Source organism: Nonomuraea sp. NPDC050680 (genome assembly GCF_040654555.1).
Classification (GTDB): domain Bacteria; phylum Actinomycetota; class Actinomycetes; order Streptosporangiales; family Streptosporangiaceae; genus Nonomuraea.
Genome location: NZ_JBFAIF010000002.1, coordinates 931,340 through 951,938, shown reverse-complemented (window position 1 = coordinate 951,938; position 20,599 = coordinate 931,340). Strand labels below are relative to the sequence as shown.

Here is a 20,599-nt window from a genome sequence, read left to right as displayed (position 1 = left end):
TGGGCGGGTTACAGGACGGCCGCCAGCTTCTTGAGGATGGCGGCCTGGGCCGGAGTCAGGGAGCGGCTGATGACAGCGGCGTTCACCTGCGTGACGTAGGCGTGCCGTACACGCTGACCTCGGTGAGGTGGAAGGACAGGTTGGCGGTGTTGTGGGTGCCGATCACCCGGACGTAGCGGGCCTTCGCCTCAGTGGTGATCGTGTCTCCAGCGTCGGTCGCGGCCCGGGGGCCACGACGGCCACCGAGGGTGTACCAGGTGACGCCGTCGAGGCTGCCCTCCAGCCGGTACTCGTAGTAGCGCCCGCCTCCGACATAGTTGCGCACGTTGACGCGTGAGATGTCGTTGACCCCTTCCAGATCGACCTTCCACCAGGTGGTGTCCCAGGTCATCTGGCTGGCGAAGTACGGGGAGTTGGCCCGGTTGCCGTCGTTCGCGTACTCGGGGCCCCGGCCCGACTCCCAGCTCAGCGCTGTGACCGGTTTGCGGAGGCTCTGCAGCGTGTCCTGCGCGCCGTCGCGTGCGGTCGACGGGGTCGACGCGGGATCGGTCAGCACGGCGATCGCCTGCTGGCCGGTGTCCCGGTCGGCCGCGCTGACGAACAGGCCGACGTCGAGCGCGGCGCCGCTGCCCGGGACGCGGGCCGACCCGATCACCGACCAGTTCTTGCCGTCGCTGCCGCACGAGCCGGTGAGCCGGTCGCCGGACCTTCCGATGCGCACGCGTACGGGCGGGGTGAATCCACCCACTTCGGCGTACGAGTCGAGCTGCCCATTGCCGTCGGAATCCCAGCTGAACACGCAGCCGTGACCGGGAGTGACCGCGATGTTCGCGTAGCCGGTGGACCCGGAAGTGGCCAGATCGTCGCTCACCACCAGCCCGGACCGGGTCCACTCCGACGAACCGTCCTGCCGCAGCACCGTGCTGGCGAGCTGCTGCCCGTCGGCCAAGGCGTCCGCGCGGTAGGCGGTGGCCAGCTCGTTGGTCTCCTTCCAAAGGTCCGCGCCGCTCGCCGCGATCGCGATCCCGTCGCCGGTGGGAGCGAACTCGGCCAGCGTGTTGCTCATCGTCTTGTACGACGCGGGCGCGGCTCCGGCGATCAGCAGGCGGGTCGAGGCCATGTCCTGCTGGGCGAGGTCGTCGGATCGCCAGGAGGCGGTGACGTCCAGCGCCGGGGTACCGCCCGGAGCCTCGCCGGCGGGAACGGTCACCGTCCACGTCACGGTGAGCTTGTCGCGCGGGGCGACATGCTCGGCGCGGACCGGGGAGGTCGCCCGCACCTGGTATCCGTGCGGGGCATCGAGCCGGAGCGTCACCCTGTCGGTGGGCCGCAGCGCGTTGTCGTTGGTGAACACGGCGGTCACCTGTACGACCCCACCCGGCTTGACGCCCTTGCGGTCGACTCCGACGGTCACCGCGCCGTCCGGCTGTGCGGCCACCTTGCTCGCTTCGACGTAGGCGTTTCCACGTGGCTCAGACGCCAGCTTGGTGCCGGCCTTGGCCCAGTCCTGGGCGACGGCCATCCAGTCGATCGGCTCGGGGTAATCCTTGCCCGAGCGCAGCGCGGTCTTCAGGCCGTCGAAGAACAGCTGCCAGCGCTTCGCGTAGTACTGCCCGACGAGGCCGTTCATCTCCCTGCGGGCGTAGTCCTGCAGACGGGCGCCGCCGGCCCAGAGCGTGACCAGCGACTTGAGGTTGTAGTCCAGGGTCGCCGCCTCAGCCGGAGTGGCGGCCTGCCGGCGGGCTTCCTTCTGCCATGTCCCGAGCAGGAAGTTCTCGTCGGTGCCGAGCAGCTGGTCCATCTGGCGCAGCTGGTCCATCCACTGGCCGGTGAGGCGCTCGAAGCGGGCGAGATCCTTGGCACGGTAGGCGGCACGGATCTTGGGGAGCCGCAGCCGGCTGTGGTTGGCCAGCACCTGCCGCGCGACGTCGACCAGGTCGTAGCGGTAAGCGCCGGAACCGCGCAGGCGCCGGTCGATCTGGAGCAGCTCGTCGAGCGCCTTGTCGAAGGCGGCGATGTCGTACTGCAGCGGGTAGCCGGTGTTCGCCAGGCCGGGCTCGTCGTCGTACAGGCCGGTGACGTGCCGTGAGTCGGCGCCGGCGGGCCAGCTGTAGACGGTGTCGAGGAGGATCTGCCAGGCCGCCTTGGCGTGCGGATCCTCAGCGCCGTACCGGGCGGTGGCGTAGTCGGCGAACCACTGCCGCATGTCGACCGGGCTGTCCTGCCACGCCAGGTCGGTGAAGAACGCGACCGCGGCCGGGTTGTTGTCGATGGCCTCCGGCATCAGCGCGATGCCGTTCATGGCCGTACCGGGCTTGTCGCGCCAGGCGTGGAACTTCTCGTTCCACAGCGTCAGCCGGGCGCCGAGGTTGAAGTGACCGCCGAAGTTCCAGATGGTGCCGAACGCGTACCCGGTGCCGAGGAAGTCCTTGTCCCGGTCGGTGATGCCGGGTTCCTCGCTGATGCCGTCGACGATGAACATCTTGCTCCGGTCGATGGCCTGAAGCGTCGCCGGCAGCGGGTTGCTCTGCCATCCCAGGATCGTCCACAGTGCATCTGGATGGGCGGTGTTCAAGGCCCGCTGTACGGCTTGCGAGGCCTGTGCGACGTTGACCTTTCCGGCCGTGCCGCCCTCGTGGAGCAGGTCCATCTTGTACATCGTGCTGGAACCGAACAGTTCGCTCTGCACCCGGTAGAACGTGGCCGCGACGCGCGTGAAGATCGAACCTGTCGGGTCGAGCCAGTGGGGGCGTTCGAGCTGGTTCCAGGTGCCCTGCGGGACGGTGTTGGCTTCCGGATTGCGGACCTTGAAGTCGGTCGGCACGGTGCCGAAATAGCCGGGCAGCACAGGGACCATGCCCAGCGAACGCAGGCGGTCAGCCATCTTGCGGCCGAGTTGGACCCGCTGATCGATGAGCTGCTGAGAGATGGGGCTGTCGGTGCAGCACATGTTCTGCAGCAGCCACCAGGATTGGTGGCCCGGCTGCGGGATCCACTGGCGCATCTGCTCGTCGGAGTAGCCGAACTCCATGAAAGTACGCTGGTAGACCGCTTCCTGTCCCTCGTAGACGAGCACTTCGTTGATGCCGTGCAGGGCGAGGACATCGATTCGCCGCTGCCACTCCGCCCAGCTCAGATACGCCCCCGCATAGCCCTGGTTGGTGTCGTTGAGGGCGAAGCGGTGATCCACTGAGGAGTCTCTGGCGATGGGCGCCGCGGGCAACGGGAGACGCTGGGGCAGGTCGACCTGGGAGCCGTTGATCGCGATGTCGGCGTGGGCCACCTGACGCAGGTAGTAGCCGAAGCCGGTCAGCTGAACCGCGGGCGTCGTGCCGGCGACGACGAGGCGGCCGTTGGCACCGTACACCTGGAACCGGTCTCGGCCCGTGCCCTTGTCGATCGTGCGCAGGGTGACCTGCTTGGCGCGCGATGTCCCGATCAACCGGTCCAGGGCCTGCGCCGCTGGGCTGTCGAACCGGGCGGGCGTGTCGGCCGCCGCCTTGGGCGGGGAGAGGAACGGGGCGGTGAGCATCGTGAGCAGGACGGCGGCGAGTGCCGTCAAGTGCGTTCGCCATCGACGCGGTAAGGGGCTGTGGGGTTCGCCGGAACGGGTCATCGGGCGGCCACCTCCGAGGGGGGCGACTAAGGGGCCTACTGGAGAAGAAGTTATGTAAAGACTTTTCGTAACGTCTTTGCGAAATATACTCAGCCGCAGGTGACCAGAGGTCAAGATCTCCCGACAGATATTCATGAACCGGACAGCAGGGGGCGCGGATGATGGAGGAGCGGCCAGCGGGTACCCCGGTGCTGCGGAGGATGAACCGGGCCGCGGTGCTCGACGCGGTCCGACGGCGCGCGCCCGAGCCCGTGCGGCTGGCCGAACTCAGCCAGTTGACCGAACTCACCCGCCCGACGGTCGCCCAAGCCGTGGAGGATCTGCTGGCCGCCGGCTGGCTCCGGCAGCACGCACCCCGGCCGGCCACTGTGGGCAGACCGGCGACGCGCTTCTCATTGAACGGCCGGGCGGCACCCGTACTCGGCCTGGACGTCGGCCCGCACACCGTGACGGCGGGGATCGCCGACCTGGCCGGTGAGCGCCTCGCGGTGATTCGCCGGACGGTCCGTCATCGCAGCGCCCGGCACCTGCTCGAGGCGGTCGATGAGGTGACGGACGAGGCTCTGGCGACGGCCGGCCTGGCCGCCGAGCAGATCACGGCGGTCACCGCGGCGACCCCGGGCATCGTCGAGGAGACCACCGGCCGCGTGCTGTTCGTCCCGAGTGTGCCGGGCTGGTCGGAGATCGACCTCGCCGGCCGCCTGCGCGCTCATTTCAGGTGCGCGGTCACGGTGGAGAACGACGCGAACCTGGCCGCGCTGGCGGCCGCCCACCAACGCACCGGCGCGGGCACCCTGCTCGCGGTTCAGTGGGGCGAACGGCTCGGCGCCGGTGTCGTCATCGACGGGCGGCTGCATCGGGGCGCGGGCCAGGCCGGTGAGATCGGCTTCATCCGTCCTGCCGGTAACCTCCCCAACACAGGTTCCAACACAGACCTTCCCAACACAGACCTTCCCAACACAGACCTTCCCAACACAGACCTTCCCAACACAGACCTTCCCAACACAGACCTTCCCGACGCAGACCTTCCCGACGCGGCTGGGGACGGTCGTGGGCCGCTGGAGCGCGCGATCGGCGCCGAGGCGATCGTCAATCTCGCCCGCCACCGCGCCGCCGGGCATCCGGAGTCGGGGCTCGCCCGTGCGACGGACGCGGCCGCCGTCTTCGCGGCCGCCGCCGGGGGCGACCCGATCGCCGCCGAGGTCGTCGACCGGGTCGCCGCCGTCTTCGCCGAGGCGATCGCGCCCGTCGTCCTCGTGCTGTCCCCGCATGTGATCGTGATCGGTGGCGGCATCGCCCGGGCCGGCGCGGTCTTGCTGGACGCGATCGCCCGGCACCTCGAAGACCTGACCCTCACCCCGCCCAGCGTGGAACTGTCGGAGCTGGCCGAGGGCACTGTGCTCACCGGCGCGATCCAGATGGCCCTGGACGGGGTATGGCGCGACACCCTGGCCGTCTGCTGACCGATACATGCGCGGCCACACCGTCGATCAGCGCGGGGCACTGCCATTCCAAGGACGGCGGATCAGGGGTCGCGGACGCGTCATTCGAAGAACTTGAGGCTGTACCCGACGTCGGTGTTGGCGCCGGGCACGTTCGCCCGCCGGTAGGTGGTCTTGCCCCACCAGACGGCCGTGCCGGTGTACCAGTAGCGGTTGGACCACTCGTACGGCGTGCCCTTGGCGACAGCGTGGTACATGGTCGGGAACCGGTTGCCGGACGGCGGGCTGGTGGCGATGTCCCCGCGCTCCAGCACGAACGTGTGGTGGCCCGGGCCGTCCACCTGCAGCGTCGGGGTCCAGCCAGCCATCATGTACGCCGCGTACGAGCCGAACAGGCAACCATTGCTCTTGTACCAGTCCCACACGTTCGTCGGGTCACCACCGGCGCGCAGCCGCAGATCGGCGAGGCAGTACTTGCTGCTCCAGCTGCCGTTCGCGGAGTACACGATGTGCAACTGCCCGTTCGGGTCGAGGATCGGCTGGGGAGCCTCGTTGATGAACGGGTTGCCGACGACCCGCTCCCACGGTTCCCGCGGCTGGGAGATGATGTAACGGCCGCCGGTGGCCGTGGTCGGGCCGCTCATCCGGGCGACGTAGAGGTTCTGCTCGACGTTGGTGTCGCCCGCCCAGCCGGACCACACGAACCAGCGCTGGCCGTTGAAGGTGAACGGCGCGCCGTCGATGGCCCACTTGTCGCCGGGCAGGGCGACCTTCGTCGCGGCGGAATAGCCGGAGTCGGCGGTGGCGGAGCTGATGTGGTACATCCGATGGGCGGCGCTGCGGCCCGCCGAGAAGTAGATGTGGTATTCGCCGTTGTGGTGCACGATCTCGGGCGCCCACACCTCACCGAGGTTGCCGGTGTCCTTCCACACCTGGCGCGGGGGCGCGCCGGCGATGCCCTCGAGAGTGGTCGCCGTCCGTACGGCCACGCCGCCGTTCACCGACTTGGCTGCGACGTAGAGGTTGCCGACCCGGATGACACTCGGGTCGGCACCGCCCAGGGTGGTGCGGGCGAAGGTCACGGGCTGCTCCGCGGCTGGTGCGGCGTTGGCGGGAGAAGCGGCGGTGCCGCCGATGGCGGTCAGGGCGAGGGCGGCGATCATCGGTCGAAGTGCACGTCTTTTCATGAGGCTCCTTCTACCTGCGGGTCCGCAGGAAATCTTTAAGTAAATTTACTAAAAGATTCGGCGCTCATTCAAGGACTCGCCCGGAGAAGTGATCGACGTCCAGGACTTTGCCGGAGTGGCGGGACTTGAGGCGGTAGTAGCCGGCACGTGCCACGCGCTGGTGTCGATGCCACCGGCAGTCTGGGTCACGCCGTCACGTAGGTCGTCACGCTTCGAGCGGGAAGCGTGACGGTGAAGGAGCCGTTCGATACCCCGGTCGTGCCCTGGGGCGCGACGTTCCTGCTCGCGTCGGTCAGCCAGGACGAGACACGGGAGGCGGTGCCGTTCGCCAGGGTGAACTGCTGGCTCACCGCGGCGGTCCCCTTGTTGATGGCGACGATGGCGACCGTGGAGTTGCCACCCAGGTACGCCGACACGTAGACGTTCGACGCCGGGTTTTTCGTCGCCTCGATCCGCACGTATCCGGGGCGGACGAACCTGGCGAAGTGCGCCATGTTGGCGCCGCGCTTGCTGATCTGGCCGTCCTCCCGCATGGGCCCGTAGCTGCGCCGGATGTACCACCAGATGTAGGCCTGGAACTCGGCGTCCACCATGGCGCGGTGGATGTGCTCCCCCACGTCGAGCGCCTGGGGCCAGAGGTCCGCCGAATCGGTGCTGTTGGGGTAGTAGACCTCGGTCATCCAGAGTTCTTTGCCCGCGCCCTTCTGCTTGAAGAGGGGATAGGGGAAGTTCGCGAACGAGGTGCCGTAGAGGTGCGCCCCGATGATGTCCACGTTGGCGAGCGCCGTGGGGTCGTTGAGGATCGGGTCCGACATGTTCTTCAGGTACTGGAAGGACTCGGGCGCGATGACCCTGGTGCTGATCGAGCCGGCGTTCTCCCGTAAGAACCGCACCATTTCAGTGGGAGTCCACCACGTCCAATCATGCGCGTAGTCGGGCTCGTTCTGCACGGAGATGCCGTACAGGTTCACCCCGTTGTTCCGCATGAATGCGGTGAAGTCGTTCAGGTGCTGGGCATAGGCGCCGTACATGTCGTATCTGAGGCGTCTGGCGTTGTTCTGACTGCCACGGACGAAGGTCTCGACCATGCGGGCGGGGGGATTCCAGGGGGACGCGATGACGGTCGCCCCGAGCTCGATCGCGCGCTTCGCCGTCGCCACGTCACGGCTCCAGTCCGCCTGGTTCTCGGGGACGGGGATCCTCAGCACGGAGAATCCCAGCCGACCCTCGCCGGTGCCGAACGCCGTGTCCCGCTGGGCAGCCGTGAGGTCGCCGATCCAGGCCGTGTGGGTCATACCGCCGAAGCCTCGTATCGTCTGCCGCCGTGCCGACGGATCGATGATCACCGCGGCGGCGGCCGTCACGGCCGAGGCCGCCGAGGCCGCCGAGGCCTCTGTGGCCGACGCCGCGACGGTGAGGACCGGCAGAGCCCCCATCGTCGCCAGTACGCTTCTCCGGCTCAGCGATCCTCGCTCGCTGCTGACAGACTCATTCCGACCGTGCGTCATATCTCCTCCTCTTGGCTATTGGTGCTGAGTCCGTGCATTTTTCCGGCCCCGTTGGCCCGGTCGTTCTGCCGTCCTATGGGAGCGCTCCCAGCGGAGAAGGAACACGCGCTTGGGTTACGTGTCACCAAGTCACTTCGATGAAGCTCACATGGGTCAGGTCATGGCCGACAACCTTCCCGGAGAGCGCCGATTGTTCGCGCTAACATCTCTTGCAGGAAGGTAAGGCCCTGACTGCGGCTCGTCAACCGTTCACACGGAAGAAACTTAACTAAGATCAAATAGTCGCGGGGCAGAGGGCGTTGCGTGACGGTGGAGCCCAGCGCCATTTCGGCATATCGCCGCTGACGATGCGGGCTGACCTCACCGAAGAGCGGGAATGCGGGCCCGCCGACCACCGCGATGCGCTGGTAACGCAGCTGGGGCAAGCATGTGCCGGCGTAGCCACGCCTGGAGACAGCAAGTTAACTCCGAAAGCGTCGCAAGTTACCCGTTGCCAACGGGTTACTTCTGTGAAACTTTCACATGCACAGGCAGCGCGGCTCGAGCTTCCCGAAGGCGAAGCTCCAGGCCGGGAAGATGTTCCGTGCCCACGCCCGAGTCGGCGAGGTCCGCCCCTCGTTGACGCGGGCCGGACTGTCGGATGTACTCCGCGACAACGCACTCACCGAAGGTAGGCGCAGCTGAGCAAGATTCGATGTTAGCGCTAACAAATCTATGGCCGCCATCCTCACCGCTGACATCCAAGGAGCTTCTCATGCCCTTGAGCCGTCGCCGGCTCTTTCAAGCTGCGGGCGCGACCGTCGCGCTCTCGGCTGCCGGCCAGGTAATCGGCACGTCCCCCGCTCTGGCCGCACTCCCCTGGGCCAGATCCGACATCGGCGTCTCGGCCTACGAGTTCGATCTCGGCCAGGTCCGGCTGACCTCCGGCCGCTGGCTGGACAATCAGAACCGCACGCTGAACTACCTGCGCTTCGTCGATGTCGACCGGCTGCTGTACGTCTTCCGGGCCAACCACCGCCTGTCCACCAACGGCGCGGCGGCCAACGGAGGCTGGGACGCGCCCAGCTTCCCGTTCCGCTCCCACACGCAGGGCCATTTCCTGACGGCGTGGGCGCAGGCCTACGCTGTGCTCGGCGACACCACCTGCCGGGACAAGGCCGACCGCATGGTCGCCGAACTGGCCAAATGCCAGGCCAACAACGGCGCCGCCGGGTTCACCAGCGGCTATCTGTCCGGCTTCCCCGAGTCCGACATCACCGCCGTGGAGAACCGCACGCTCACCAACGGCAACGTGCCCTACTACTGCATCCACAAGACCCTGGCGGGGCTGCTGGACGTGTGGCGGCTGATCGGCAACACCCAGGCCCGGACCGTCTTGCTGGCACTGGCCGGATGGGTCGACACCCGCACGTCGCGGCTCACCGCAAGCCAGACGCAGGCCATGCTCGGCACCGAGTTCGGCGGCATGAACGCCGTGCTCACGGACCTGTACCAGATGACCGGCGACTCCCGCTGGCTGACCACGGCCCAGCGGTTCGACCACGCGGCCGTGTTCAACCCGCTGGCCGCGAACCAGGACCAGCTCAACGGGTTGCACGCCAACACCCAGGTGCCCAAGTGGATCGGGGCGGCCCGCGAGTACAAGGCGACGGGCACCACCCGCTACCGCGACATCGCCGCCAACGCCTGGTCCATCACCGTCGGAGCGCACACGTACGCGAACGGCTCCAACAGCCGGGCCGAGCACTTCCGCGCCCCGAACGCGATCGCCGCCCATCTGACCAGGGACACCGGCGAGGCGTGCAACACCTACAACATGCTCAAGCTGACCCGGGAGCTGTGGCTGCTGTCGCCGGCCCGGGCCGCCTACTTCGACTACTACGAGAACGCCCTGCTCAATCATCTGATCGGGCAGCAGAATCCGGCTGACGCACGCGGGCACGTCACCTATTTCACCCCGCTCAACCCGGGCGGGCGCCGGGGCGTCGGCCCGGCCTGGGGCGGCGGCACGTGGAGCACGGACTACAACTCCTTCTGGTGTTGCCAGGGCAGCGGGATCGAGACCAACACCAAGCTGATGGACTCGATCTACTTCCACAACGGCACCACGCTGTTCGTGAACCTGTTCGTGCCTTCCACGCTCAACTGGAGCCAACGCGGCATCACGGTCACCCAGACAACCTCGTATCCGGTCAGCGACACCACGTCCATACAGGTCACCGGCAATGTGAGCGGATCGTGGACGATGCGCGTCCGCATCCCGGCCTGGACCCAGGGCGCGACGATCAGCGTCAACGGGCTCCAGCAGGCCGTCGCCACGGCTCCGGGCACCTACGCCGACCTCACCCGCTCGTGGACGTCGGGCGACACCGTGACCGTGCGACTGCCCATGCGGGTGGTCATGAAGGCCGCCAATGACAACCCCAACGTGCAAGCCGTCACCTACGGCCCGGTCGTGTTGTCGGGCGTCTACGGCAACACCAGCCTGTCGTCGGCCCCGACGCTGGCCCTCTCATCGATCACCCGGACCAGCACCTCGTCCCTGGCCTTCACGGCCACCGCCAACGGGGCATCGGTGCGACTGGAGCCGTTCTACGACGCCCACGGCCACAACTACGTCGTCTACTGGAACACCAGTGGTCAGGGGAGGTAGCGGCGCGGCCAGCGGGCCGGCCCTCGGCATCCAGAACATCTCCACCGCCGACGGCGGCCTGGCCGGCACCTCTCAGGGCGCGCAGCTCGTGCTCGCCGACGACAACGGCTCGAACAACAACCTTGGGAGGTTCCTGTGAGGCGCCTGCTCGCGGTGCTCTCGTCCCTGCTGCTCATGGGCGTGTTCCTCACGGCCCAGGCGTCAGCGGCGACGGTCGATCCCAACGCCTGGTACGTCCTGGTCAACCGCAACAGCGGCAAAGCCCTGGACGTCTACAACCAGTCCACCGCCGACGGCGGCCGCATCACCCAGTGGACCCGCAACAACGGCAACCAGCAGCAATGGCAGTTCATCGACTCCGGCGGCGGCTACTATCGCCTCAAATCCCGCCACTCCGGCAAAGTCCTGGACGTCTACAACTTCTCCACCACCAACGGCGGCGCCATCGTCCAATGGGCCGACGGCAACGGCACCAACCAGCAATGGAAACTCACCGACAGCCCCGACGGCTACGTACGCCTGATCAACCGCAACAGCAACAAAGCCCTCGAAGTCCAAGGCGCCGCCACCACCGACGGCGCCAACATCGTCCAATACGACGACTGGGGCGGCACCAACCAACAATGGCAACTCGTCCCCGTCGACGGCGGCAACCCGAATCCGGGCGGCAACTACACCAACCCGGTCGTCTGGCAGGACTTCGCCGACGGCGACATCATCCGGGTCGGCGACGCCTACTACTACTCGGCCTCGACGATGCACTACTCGCCGGGCGCGCCAATCCTGCGCTCCTACAACCTGGTCGACTGGGAGTACGCCGGCCATTCGGTCCCGAGGCTCGACTTCGACTCGGGCGCCTACGACCTCAACGGCGGCCGGGCGTACGTGAAGGGCATCTGGGCCTCGGCCCTGAACTACCGGCCCAGCAACAGCACCTACTACTGGATCGGCTGCGTCGAGTTCAACCGGACCTACGTCTACACCGCCTCCGCCGTCGACGGCACGTGGACCAAGCGCTCGCGGATCAACAACTGCTACTACGACGCCGGCCTGCTGATCGACACCAACGACACCATGTACGTCGCCTACGGCAACGGCACCATCAGCGTCGCCCAGCTCTCGGCCGACGGGCTCAGCCAGGTGCGTAGCCAGCAGGTGTTCCAGACCCCGAGCAGCATCGGCACTCTGGAGGGCTCCCGCTTCTACAAGCGGAACGGCTACTACTACATCTGGCTGACCCGCCCGGCCAACGGCCAGTACGTGCTGCGCTCCACATCGCCGTGGGGCCCGTACGAGATGCGGCAGGTCCTGCTCAACATGCCCGGCCCCATCTCCGGCGGCGGCGTCCCCCACCAAGGCGGGCTCGTCCAGACCCAGAACGGCGCCTGGTACTACATGTCGTTCGTCGACGCCTACCCCGGCGGCCGGGTCCCGGCGCTCGCGCCGATCACCTGGACCGATGACTGGCCGATCGTGCAGACCGTCAACGGCGGCTGGGGCGTCAACTACCCGAAGCCGGATATTCAGCCCAGCCGGACCGTGGCATCCATGATCGGTCCCGACACCTTCACCTCGGACACCCTCGGCCACCGCTGGGAGTGGAACCACAACCCCGACACCAGCCGCTTCTCCACCGGCAACGGTCTGCGTCTGCAGACCGCGACCGTCACAGGCGATCTCTACAACGCCCGTAACACGCTGACCCACCGCATCCAGGGCCCGTCGTCCACGGCGACGATCGAGCTCGACTACTCACAGATGGCCAACGGCGACCGCTCCGGGCTGGCCATGCTGCGCGACCAGTCGGCCTGGATCGGCGTCAAACGCGACAACGGCGTCAACCGGGTCGTGATGACGAACGGGCTGACCATGAACAGTTCGTGGCAGACCACCGGCACCGGTACCGAGGCGGCGAGTGCCAACATCTCGGGCGGCCGGCTCTGGTTGCGGGTCAACGCGGACATCCGGCCAGGTTCCGGCAGGCAGGCCCACTTCTCCTACAGCACCGACGGCAGCACCTTCGTGAACCTGGGCCCGGCCTTCACCTTGAACAACGCCTGGCAGTTCTTCATGGGTTACCGCTTCGGGATCTTCAACTACGCCACCCAGGCCCTCGGCGGCGCGGTGACCGTGCGCCGCTTCGATCTCACCACCCCCTGACTCCTCAACGGCGGCTCTCCCAACCCGGGGCCGACCGACACCAACGCCTGGTACGTGCAACCGTCCGAGTCCGATAAATCGGAGCACATCGTGAAATTGAGATTCTTGACCGTCCTCGCGACGGTGGCCACCTTACTGGCGGGCCTGTTCGTCGCCAGTCAGTCCGCCAACGCGGCCACCGTCGACCCCAACGCCTGGTACGTCCTGGTCAACCGCAACAGCGGCAAAGCCCTGGACGTCTACAACCAGTCCACCGCCGACGGCGGCCGCATCACCCAGTGGACCCGCAACAACGGCAACCAGCAGCAATGGCAGTTCATCGACTCCGGCGGCGGCTACTACCGCCTCAAATCCCGCCACTCCGGCAAAGTCCTGGACGTCTACAACTTCTCCACCACCAACGGCGGCGCCATCGTCCAATGGGCCGACGGCAACGGCACCAACCAACAATGGAAACTCACCGACAGCCCCGACGGCTACGTACGCCTGATCAACCGCAACAGCAACAAAGCCCTCGAAGTCCAAGGCGCCGCCACCACCGACGGCGCCAACATCGTCCAATACGACGACTGGGGCGGCACCAACCAACAATGGCAACTCGTCCCCGTCGACGGCGGCAACCCGGGTACGTGCGATCTTCCGTCGACGTATCGCTGGACATCGACGGGCCAGCTGGCCAGCCCGAAGTCGGGGTGGGTCTCGCTCAAGGACTTCACCGTCGCCCCTTACAACGGCAGGCATCTCGTCTACGCGACGACGCACGACACGGGGACGAAGTGGGGTTCGATGAACTTCGGCCTCTTCACCAACTGGTCCGACATGGCCTCGGCCGGCCAGAACACGATGTCTTCTTCGACTGTCGCGCCCACGCTTCTCTACTTCGCCCCGAGGAACCTCTGGGTGCTCGCCTACCAGTGGGGTGGGACCGCTTTCTCCTACAGGACCTCCAGCGACCCCACCAATCCGAATGGCTGGTCATCGCAGCAGGTGCTCTTCTCCGGCAGCATCTCCGGCTCCGGAACAGGACCCATCGACCAGACACTCATCGGTGACAGCACGAACATGTACCTGTTCTTCGCCGGGGACAACGGCAAGATCTACCGGGCAAGTATGCCGATCGGGAACTTCCCGGGCAGTTTCGGCAGCACATCGACGGTGGTCATGAGCGACACGACGAACAACCTGTTCGAAGCCGTTCAGGTCTACAAGCTCCAGGGCCAGAACCGATACCTCATGATCGTCGAGGCGATCGGCTCGCAGGGCCGCTACTTCCGCTCGTTCACCGCCACCAGTCTGAACGGCTCGTGGACACCGCAGGCCGCGACCGAGAGCAATCCCTTCGCCGGCAAGGCCAACAGCGGCGCCACCTGGACCAACGACATCAGCCACGGCGAACTGATCCGCACCAGCGCCGATCAGACCATGACCGTCGATCCCTGCAATCTGCAATTGCTCTACCAGGGACGCAGCCCCAGCTCCGGCGGCGACTACGGCCTCCTGCCCTACCGGCCGGGTCTGCTGACACTGCAGCGCTGATGACGTGACACCGGTCCGGCTTGGATGTTCCTGACGTTCACCGCAAAGGCGTATGCCGATCGGGTGAGCGCTATCACCGCACGCGGCCGGCGTGGCGGGCTCGGGCAAGGCCGAGCCCGCCCGGGTCGTGCGGAGCCGCCTGTCGGCCCTCCGTAGCTAGACTGCCGCCATGACCACGGAGTCGTCTCCCCTCACCATCGCCCAGCTCGCCGAGCTGGCCGGAGTTTCCACCGCGACGGTCTCCAAGGTAGTGAACGGCCGATCCGCGGTGTCGTCCGAAACCCGCGCCGCCGTGGAGAACCTCATCCGCCAGTACGGCTACCGGCGGCAGCGACGCCGATCCACCTCGATGGCCGTGGTGGAGCTGGTCTTCCATGCGTTGGAGGGCGACTATCCCGTCGAGATCACCAACGGTGTGGCGGAGGTGGCTCGTGAGCACGAGCTCATGGTGGGAATATCGGACCTCCGCCGCGACCACACCGCTGCAGACGCCTGGGTGGAGGGTGTGCTGCGACGCCGTCCGAGCGGAGTGATCGCCGTGTTCTCCGGTCTGACGGAAGTCCAGCACGAACAGCTCACCCGCCGCGAGATCCCGCTGGTCCTGCTGGATCCGGCCGACGCTCCCGGCAAGAACATCCCGTCGATCGGTGCGGGCAACTGGAACGGCGGGCTTTCGGCCACCCGCCATCTCTTGGAGCTCGGGCATCGCCGCATCGCCATCATCACCGGGCCGGACTCCGCACTGTCCAGCCGGGCCCGGCTCGACGGCTACCGCACCGCCCTGGACATGGCCGGCGTGCCCGTTGACCCGCGGTTGGTCACCCGTGGGGACTTTTTCATCGAGGGCGGTCTGGCAGCAGCGCAACACCTGTTGCGCCTGCCCGACCGGCCGACCGCGATCTTCGCCACGAACGACGGTCAGGCCATCGGCGTCTACCATGCGGCTCATCAGCTCGGCCTGCGCGTTCCGGACGATCTCAGCGTGATCGGCTTCGACGACATGCCTTCGGTACGGTGGGCCATCCCGCCGCTGACCACCATCCGCCAGCCCCTCAGACAGATGGCCTCCGCGGCCACCTCGATGGTGCTGAAGCTCGCCCATGGCGAGCCGCTGTCACAGAGCCGCATCGAACTCGCCACTGAACTCGTCGTCCGCGACAGCACTGGCCCTCCCGCGCGCCTGAGCTGAAGCCTGCCCTCCGAGGACAGCGGGGCGGCCGGGTGAGCGTCAGGCCGGCGATGGGCCGCTGCTCTCCCGCGCGATGAGCTCCGGCTCGCTCCAGGTCGGAAGGGACAGGGCGGCCTCCGGCTGCAGCCTGCGGAGCAGCAGGCCGAAGCACGCGCGGCCGAGACCCTCGAAGTCGAGCCGTACGGTGGTGAGCGAGGGGTGGAGGTAGGCCGACGCCGGGGTGTCGTCGAAGCCGACCACGCTGAGGTCGCCGGGGATATCCCGTCCGGCCTCGCGCGCGGCCCGCATGACGCCCAGGGCGAGGTCGTCGTTGCCGCACAGGATGGCGGTCACCGAGCGGTCCGCCAGCAGGGAGCGCACCGCGAGGTACCCGGAGCGGGGAGTCCAGCCGGCCTGCAGGGGCTCGGGCAGGGGTCGTCCGGTCGCCCGCAGCGCGTCCTGCCAGCCACGGGTCCGTTGCGAAAGCGCACTGGTAGGGGACGGGATGGACACGTAGTGGACGCTCTTGTGCCCCAGGCTCAGCAGGTGGCGCGTCGCGTGCGCCGCCGCGGCCCGGTCGTCCAACCAGACCTGCCATGAGTCGTCGCCCGAGCCGTTGTCGGGCCGTTCAACCGCGGCTGTCACCAGCACGTCCGGCGGCAGCGCACGTAACGCGCGCACGCCGGGGCCGTCGTAGGCGATCACCATGACGGGCTCCTGGGGCCGGTTGAGGCGCAGGGCGATGTCCGTTTCGCGCGCGCCCGGCTCCAGCACGCTGATGCCCACCGAGAAGCCGGCCGCCCTGGCCGCCTCCTCTACGCCGCGCAGCGTGGCGGCGGCGCCGAACAGGGCGGTGTCCGAGGTCAGCACGGTGACCCAGCTCACCGGGCCGCCGGCCAGCGTCCGGGCGAACCGGTTGGGCCGGTAGCCGAGCTCGGCGATGACCCGCATCACCTTGGCCCGGGTTGACTCGCTCACGCGGGTCTTGTCGTTGATGACGCGGGAGACGGTCTGATGGGAGACGCCGGCCACCCGGGCGACGTCCCAGATGCTCGCGGACCGGCCTGGAGGAGTGTCGTTCGGTGGCATGTGACCGGTAACCCCCAAAGATGTCGAGGGCCTTCACGCTGTAGGTGTCGGCCGCCTCCGTCAAGGGGTGACTGAGGGACCGGCTCTCAGAAGGTTGGCGAGCTACGGGTCCCACCTCAGCGAGAGCATGCCGCCGACACCGCGCGTTCGCGGTGGCCCCGCCACCGGCAGCAGCAATGAACGTTTCACCGACGCCGGCCTCGTGTACGGCGACTGATCCCCGACCGGCGAAGGGAGTTATGTCCCAGCACCCAGCACCGTTGCGGCTTGATGAGCGGCAGTCTTTTCGCGCGGCTCCATCAGCGACCGGTACGGCTGGTCCTTGACATGCTCCGGGAAACCTCTAGAGCTTGTGTTACCGATAACGCAAGCCGGTCATCCCCTCCGGTGAACACTCCGCCAGATCACCTTCGCCGACTGGCATGACGCCGCCTTCGCTATCACCCCGTACTCCCGCGCGTACCGACCGGCCGACGCCCGCACCCTCGCGACTGTTCCTCCCATCGACGTACGCCGACATCGGATCGGCAGAGAGAGTGTCACGATGTCAAGACGTAGATCCTTAGTGACCGCCTTAGCGGTCGTGGTACTCGCCGTCCTGGTGGCCGCAGGTGGCCCGGCGCTGAGCGCCAGCCTCAGCACGACCACCACAGACGCAGTCAGCGCCCTGGCGCCCTCGACGGGATGTGGCAAGGCACCAGGGCTGGCGAGTGGTACGCGTTCGATTCAGACCAGCGGCAAGAATCGCAGCTACATTCTGAAGATCCCCGACAACTACGACATGAACCACCCCTACCGGCTGGTCTTCGGGTTCCACTGGCTGGGTGGCACCGCCACCGATGTCGCAACGGGTCAGACCGTGCAACGGGACGTCTGGGCCTACTACGGGCTCCTGCGCCTGGCGAACAACACCACGATCTTCGTCGCGCCCCAGGGCTTCAACAACGGCTGGGGCAATGCCGGCGGTGAAGACCTGACCTTCGTCGACGACATGGTCAGGCAGATCGAGGGAGCTCTCTGCGTCGACACCACGCAGCTGTTCGCCACGGGTTTCAGCTACGGCGGCGCCATGTCGTACGCGATCGCGTGCGCCCGGGCGAACGTCTTCCGTGCGGTCGCGGTCCAGTCCGGCGGCCAGCTCAGCGGCTGCGACGGCGGCACCCAGCCCATCGCCTACATGGGGATCCACGGCATCAGGGACAACGTACTCAACATCTCCGGCGGACGATCTCTTCGTGACCGGTTCGTCAGGAACAACGGCTGCACCGCCCAGAACCCGCCCGAGCCGGCACAAGGCAGCCTGACGCACAGAGTCACGACCTACTCGGGTTGCTCGGCCGGGCATCCGGTCGAATGGGCCGCGTTCGACGAAGGTCACATCGCCGCGCCACAGGACGGGGCCGGCGGCGACAGCGGCTCCAGGACCTGGGTCCCGGCAGAGGTGTGGAAGTTCTTCACCCAGTTCCAGAGCGGCCCGACACCGACACCGACACCGACACCGACTCCCACGCCGACTCCCACGCCGACCCCCGTACCGGGGGCGTGTTCGGCCACGATCGAGACGGTCAACGGCTGGGAGGGCGGCTTCCAGTCGACGGTGACGGTCCGGGCGGGCAGCGCACCGGTCGAGGGCTGGACCGTGAAGTGGACCTGGCCCGGTGGGCAGAGCATCAGCAGCCTGTGGAACGGCACGCAGAGCGTCTCCGGCTCCGCCGTGACGGTCCGCAACGCCTCCTACAACGGCTCCATCGCCGCGGGCGCGTCCACCACCTTCGGCTTCACCGCCAACGGCACCGCGGCCACTCCCACCGCCACCTGCACCAGCCCCTGACCCTGACCCTGACTCTGACCCTGCGAGCGTCCGGGGCGGCCGACGGCGGGTTCGCGAGCGGAAAGCCCTGCCCGCAGAGAGACGTCACATCTCACGGAAGGTAAGCAACCATGCGACAGGCCAGCTCTTTACGCCGGCGAGTGGCGATCTCGGCTGCCGCCGTCGTCGCGCTGTCGACAGCCGGTGCCGGTATGGCCGCGGCGCGCGTCGCATCAGCGGCCACGGCAGGGTGCCAGGTCGCCTACACGGTGACCAACCAGTGGTCCGGAGGCTTCGGCGCGAACGTCAGCGTCACCAACCTCGGTGACCCCGTCAACGGCTGGAAACTGACCTGGTCGTTCCCCGCCGGGCAAGCCATCACCCAGTTGTGGAACGGCTCCTACACCCAGTCCGGCGCACAGGTCACCGTTGCCAACGTGGACTACAACGGCACCATCGCCAGTGGCGGCAGCACCGGCTTCGGGTTCAACGGCAGCTGGAACGGCTCCAACCCGGTGCCGTCGAGCTTCGCCCTGAACGGCGTCACCTGCACCGGCGACGTCTCCACCCCCACTCCCCCGGTCACACCGCCGCCGTCGTCGAATCAGTCGTGTGACATCTACGCCGCAGGCGGCACGCCGTGCGTGGCGGCGCACAGCACGACCCGTGCCCTGTACGCCTCCTACAACGGCCCGCTCTACCAGGTGCGCCGCTCCTCCGACAACACCACCCGGGACATCGGAGTGCTGAGCGCGGGCGGCGGCGCCAACGCCGCGGCACAGGATTCGTTCTGCGCGGGTACGACCTGCCTCATCACCATCATTTACGACCAGTCTGGTCGTAACAACCGCCTCACCCAGGCGCCGCCCGGCGGTTTCCCCGGCCCGGCCCCGGGCGGGTACGACAACCTCGCGAACGCCACCAAGGCACCGACCACGGTCTACGGCGGCAAAGCGTACGGTGTCTACGTGGATCCCGGCGTCGGATACCGCAACAACAACACCAACGGCATCGCCAAGGGAGATCAGCCCGAGGGGATGTACGCCATCTTCGACGGCACGCACTACAACGGCGGCTGCTGCTTCGACTACGGCAACGCCGAGACCAACAGCCGTGACAACGGCAACGGCACCATGGAGGCCATCTACTTCGGGAACATCAAGGTCTGGGGCTACGGCGCCGGCAACGGCCCCTGGATCATGGCCGACCTCGAGAACGGCCTGTTCTCCGGGGTGAACCAGAAGTACAACGCCAACGACCCGAGCATCAGCCACCGGTACCTGACGGCCATCATCAAGGGCGAGCCGAACCACTGGTCGATCCGGGGCGGCAATGGGCAGTCGGGCAGCCTGTCGACCTTCTACAACGGGCCACGGCCCAATGTCGCGGGTTACAACCCAATGAAGAAGGAGGGGGCCATCATCCTCGGCATCGGCGGCGACAACAGCCACGGCTCCGCCGGCACCTTCTACGAGGGCGTGATGACCTCCGGCTATCCGTCGGACGCCACCGAGAACGCCGTCCAGGCCAACATCGTCGCCGCCGGCTACCGGTGAATCGTCCTCGGTAGAAGGGCATTTGCGTGCCGCTCCAGGGATTCGAACCCTGAACCTCCGCCTCCTGAAGGCGGCGCCTCTGCCAGTTGGGCCAGAGCGGCTTGTTAGCTCCGGGCTCGGCTGGCGTGGGCCGAGCCCGGAGCTGGGGCTGTATCCGGCCGGGGGGCGCCATTCCCGTCGGCCAGACCGAGGCCCGCGGCCCCTTGTTCCATGGGCCGTCGTCCGTGAGATGAGAAAAGCCGCCTCGGAAGGCTTCCGGGCGGCGTCGTCTCTTTGCGAGGGATCACCCGGAATCCGGACCCAGGAGCTCAGGAAGCAGTTCGAGGGACTTCGCGTAGGTCACTGCACTGCCTTCCTGTCGTGGTGGACGCTGTCCACGTTAGCCGGATGATCGCGACGGGTGCCACGTATTTTCCGCCGGGGATGTCGAGGCCGCGCGGGCGGCTTCGACATATTGGGTACCGACACGGACGCGACCGCATGGAGGCCACCGGTGAAGTACCTCATCCTCATCTACAGCAACCCGACGAGCAGGGCGGTCTGGGAGACGCTGAACGACGAGCAGCGCATGGACTTCGGGCGCGGCCATATGTCCTTCACCGAGGAGCTGGCCGCGTCCGGCGAGCTGATCGTTTCGGAAGGGCTGGCCGATGTGTCGACGGCCAAGCGGGTCGCGGTACGCGAGGGCAGGACGATGACGAGCGATGGGCCGTTCGCCGAGGTCAAGGAGCATTTGGCCGGGTTCTACCTGATCGAGTGCGACAGCGAGGAGCGGGCGGTGGAGCTGGCCGCGAAGGTGCCCGACGCGGCCTTCAACGAGGTGGAGGTACGGCCGATCTTCGACATGAAGGGGCTTGAGCTGTAGGAGGAACCA

Annotated in this window: 13 protein-coding genes and 1 tRNA gene; 9 read left to right on the top strand and 5 right to left on the bottom strand. The window is 67.4% G+C overall.

Annotated features, from left to right (window positions below; genetic code table 11):
- Window positions 1-82: 82 nt before the first annotated feature.
- Window positions 83-3,562 carry an alpha-N-acetylglucosaminidase TIM-barrel domain-containing protein gene (locus AB0H88_RS10750; RefSeq protein ID WP_357643065.1) on the bottom strand — a complete coding sequence of 1,160 codons (3,480 nt, stop codon included), beginning with the start codon at window positions 3,560-3,562 and terminating at the stop codon, window positions 83-85.
- Window positions 3,563-3,774: 212 nt separating this feature from the next.
- Here AB0H88_RS10750 and AB0H88_RS10745 point away from each other — a divergent pair, with 212 nt between their 5' ends.
- Complete coding sequence (locus tag AB0H88_RS10745) at window positions 3,775-5,079, top strand: ROK family protein (protein WP_357643064.1); 1,305 nt, start codon at window positions 3,775-3,777, stop codon at window positions 5,077-5,079.
- An 80-nt stretch (window positions 5,080-5,159) separates the two neighbouring features.
- Here the strand turns inward: AB0H88_RS10745 and AB0H88_RS10740 are convergent, their stop codons facing one another.
- On the bottom strand, window positions 5,160-6,245 hold the full coding sequence (locus AB0H88_RS10740; protein WP_357643063.1) for a glycoside hydrolase family 43 protein: 1,086 nt from the start codon (window positions 6,243-6,245) through the stop codon (window positions 5,160-5,162).
- Between the two features lie 185 nt (window positions 6,246-6,430).
- A complete protein-coding gene (locus AB0H88_RS10735) occupies window positions 6,431-7,681 on the bottom strand; it encodes a glycoside hydrolase family 30 beta sandwich domain-containing protein (RefSeq protein ID WP_357643062.1) in 1,251 nt (416 codons plus the stop codon).
- 826 nt (window positions 7,682-8,507) lie between these two features.
- Between AB0H88_RS10735 and AB0H88_RS10730 the strand changes: the two genes are divergently transcribed.
- From AB0H88_RS10730 to AB0H88_RS10710, 5 genes are all read left to right on the top strand, one after another.
- A complete protein-coding gene (locus tag AB0H88_RS10730) occupies window positions 8,508-10,406 on the top strand; it encodes a glycoside hydrolase family 127 protein (RefSeq protein WP_357643061.1) in 1,899 nt (632 codons plus the stop codon).
- Window positions 10,390-10,545: a hypothetical protein gene (locus AB0H88_RS10725; RefSeq protein WP_357643060.1), complete on the top strand. Its 156-nt coding sequence runs from the start codon at window positions 10,390-10,392 to the stop codon at window positions 10,543-10,545. The genes AB0H88_RS10730 and AB0H88_RS10725 overlap by 17 nt, the downstream gene beginning before the upstream one ends.
- Window positions 10,542-12,566 (top strand): RICIN domain-containing protein, encoded by a 2,025-nt coding sequence (locus AB0H88_RS10720; protein WP_357643059.1) that lies wholly within the window; start codon window positions 10,542-10,544, stop codon window positions 12,564-12,566. Before AB0H88_RS10725 ends, AB0H88_RS10720 begins: the two co-directional genes overlap by 4 nt.
- Before the next feature lie 90 nt (window positions 12,567-12,656).
- Window positions 12,657-14,102, top strand: a complete 1,446-nt coding sequence (locus tag AB0H88_RS10715; protein ID WP_357643058.1) for a non-reducing end alpha-L-arabinofuranosidase family hydrolase — start codon at window positions 12,657-12,659, stop codon at window positions 14,100-14,102.
- A 169-nt stretch (window positions 14,103-14,271) separates the two neighbouring features.
- On the top strand, window positions 14,272-15,291 hold the full coding sequence (locus AB0H88_RS10710) for a LacI family DNA-binding transcriptional regulator (RefSeq protein WP_357643057.1): 1,020 nt from the start codon (window positions 14,272-14,274) through the stop codon (window positions 15,289-15,291).
- A gap of 39 nt (window positions 15,292-15,330) precedes the next feature.
- Here the strand turns inward: AB0H88_RS10710 and AB0H88_RS10705 are convergent, their stop codons facing one another.
- A complete protein-coding gene (locus AB0H88_RS10705; RefSeq protein WP_357643056.1) occupies window positions 15,331-16,359 on the bottom strand; it encodes a LacI family DNA-binding transcriptional regulator in 1,029 nt (342 codons plus the stop codon).
- A gap of 565 nt (window positions 16,360-16,924) precedes the next feature.
- On the opposite strand from AB0H88_RS10705, the gene AB0H88_RS10700 reads away from it, so the two are divergent.
- Together AB0H88_RS10700 and AB0H88_RS10695 are read left to right on the top strand one after the other, a co-directional pair.
- The gene (locus tag AB0H88_RS10700; RefSeq protein ID WP_357643055.1) at window positions 16,925-18,190 is read left to right on the top strand and encodes a cellulose binding domain-containing protein; all 1,266 of its coding nucleotides are present in this window, start codon (window positions 16,925-16,927) and stop codon (window positions 18,188-18,190) included.
- A gap of 140 nt (window positions 18,191-18,330) precedes the next feature.
- Window positions 18,331-19,725 (top strand): arabinofuranosidase catalytic domain-containing protein, encoded by a 1,395-nt coding sequence (locus tag AB0H88_RS10695; RefSeq protein ID WP_357643054.1) that lies wholly within the window; start codon window positions 18,331-18,333, stop codon window positions 19,723-19,725.
- Between the two features lie 27 nt (window positions 19,726-19,752).
- Here the strand turns inward: AB0H88_RS10695 and AB0H88_RS10690 are convergent.
- A tRNA-Leu gene (locus AB0H88_RS10690) sits at window positions 19,753-19,826 on the bottom strand.
- Window positions 19,827-20,218: 392 nt separating this feature from the next.
- Here AB0H88_RS10690 and AB0H88_RS10685 point away from each other — a divergent pair.
- Entirely contained in the window at window positions 20,219-20,590 is a 372-nt protein-coding gene (locus AB0H88_RS10685) for a YciI family protein (protein WP_357643053.1), read from the top strand.
- The last annotated feature ends 9 nt before the right edge of the window (window positions 20,591-20,599 follow it).

What these genes read in the sequence shown, in the direction of transcription:
- AB0H88_RS10710 (WP_357643057.1), top strand. Translation starts at nt 14,272, where the DNA reads ATGACCACGGAGTCGTCTCCCCTCACCATCGCCCAGCTCGCCGAGCTG.
- AB0H88_RS10730 (WP_357643061.1), top strand. Translation starts at nt 8,508, where the DNA reads ATGCCCTTGAGCCGTCGCCGGCTCTTTCAAGCTGCGGGCGCGACCGTC.
- AB0H88_RS10705 (WP_357643056.1), bottom strand. Translation starts at nt 16,359, where the DNA reads ATGCCACCGAACGACACTCCTCCAGGCCGGTCCGCGAGCATCTGGGAC.
- AB0H88_RS10735 (WP_357643062.1), bottom strand. Translation starts at nt 7,681, where the DNA reads ATGGGGGCTCTGCCGGTCCTCACCGTCGCGGCGTCGGCCACAGAGGCC.
- AB0H88_RS10740 (WP_357643063.1), bottom strand. Translation starts at nt 6,245, where the DNA reads ATGAAAAGACGTGCACTTCGACCGATGATCGCCGCCCTCGCCCTGACC.
- AB0H88_RS10745 (WP_357643064.1), top strand. Translation starts at nt 3,775, where the DNA reads ATGATGGAGGAGCGGCCAGCGGGTACCCCGGTGCTGCGGAGGATGAAC.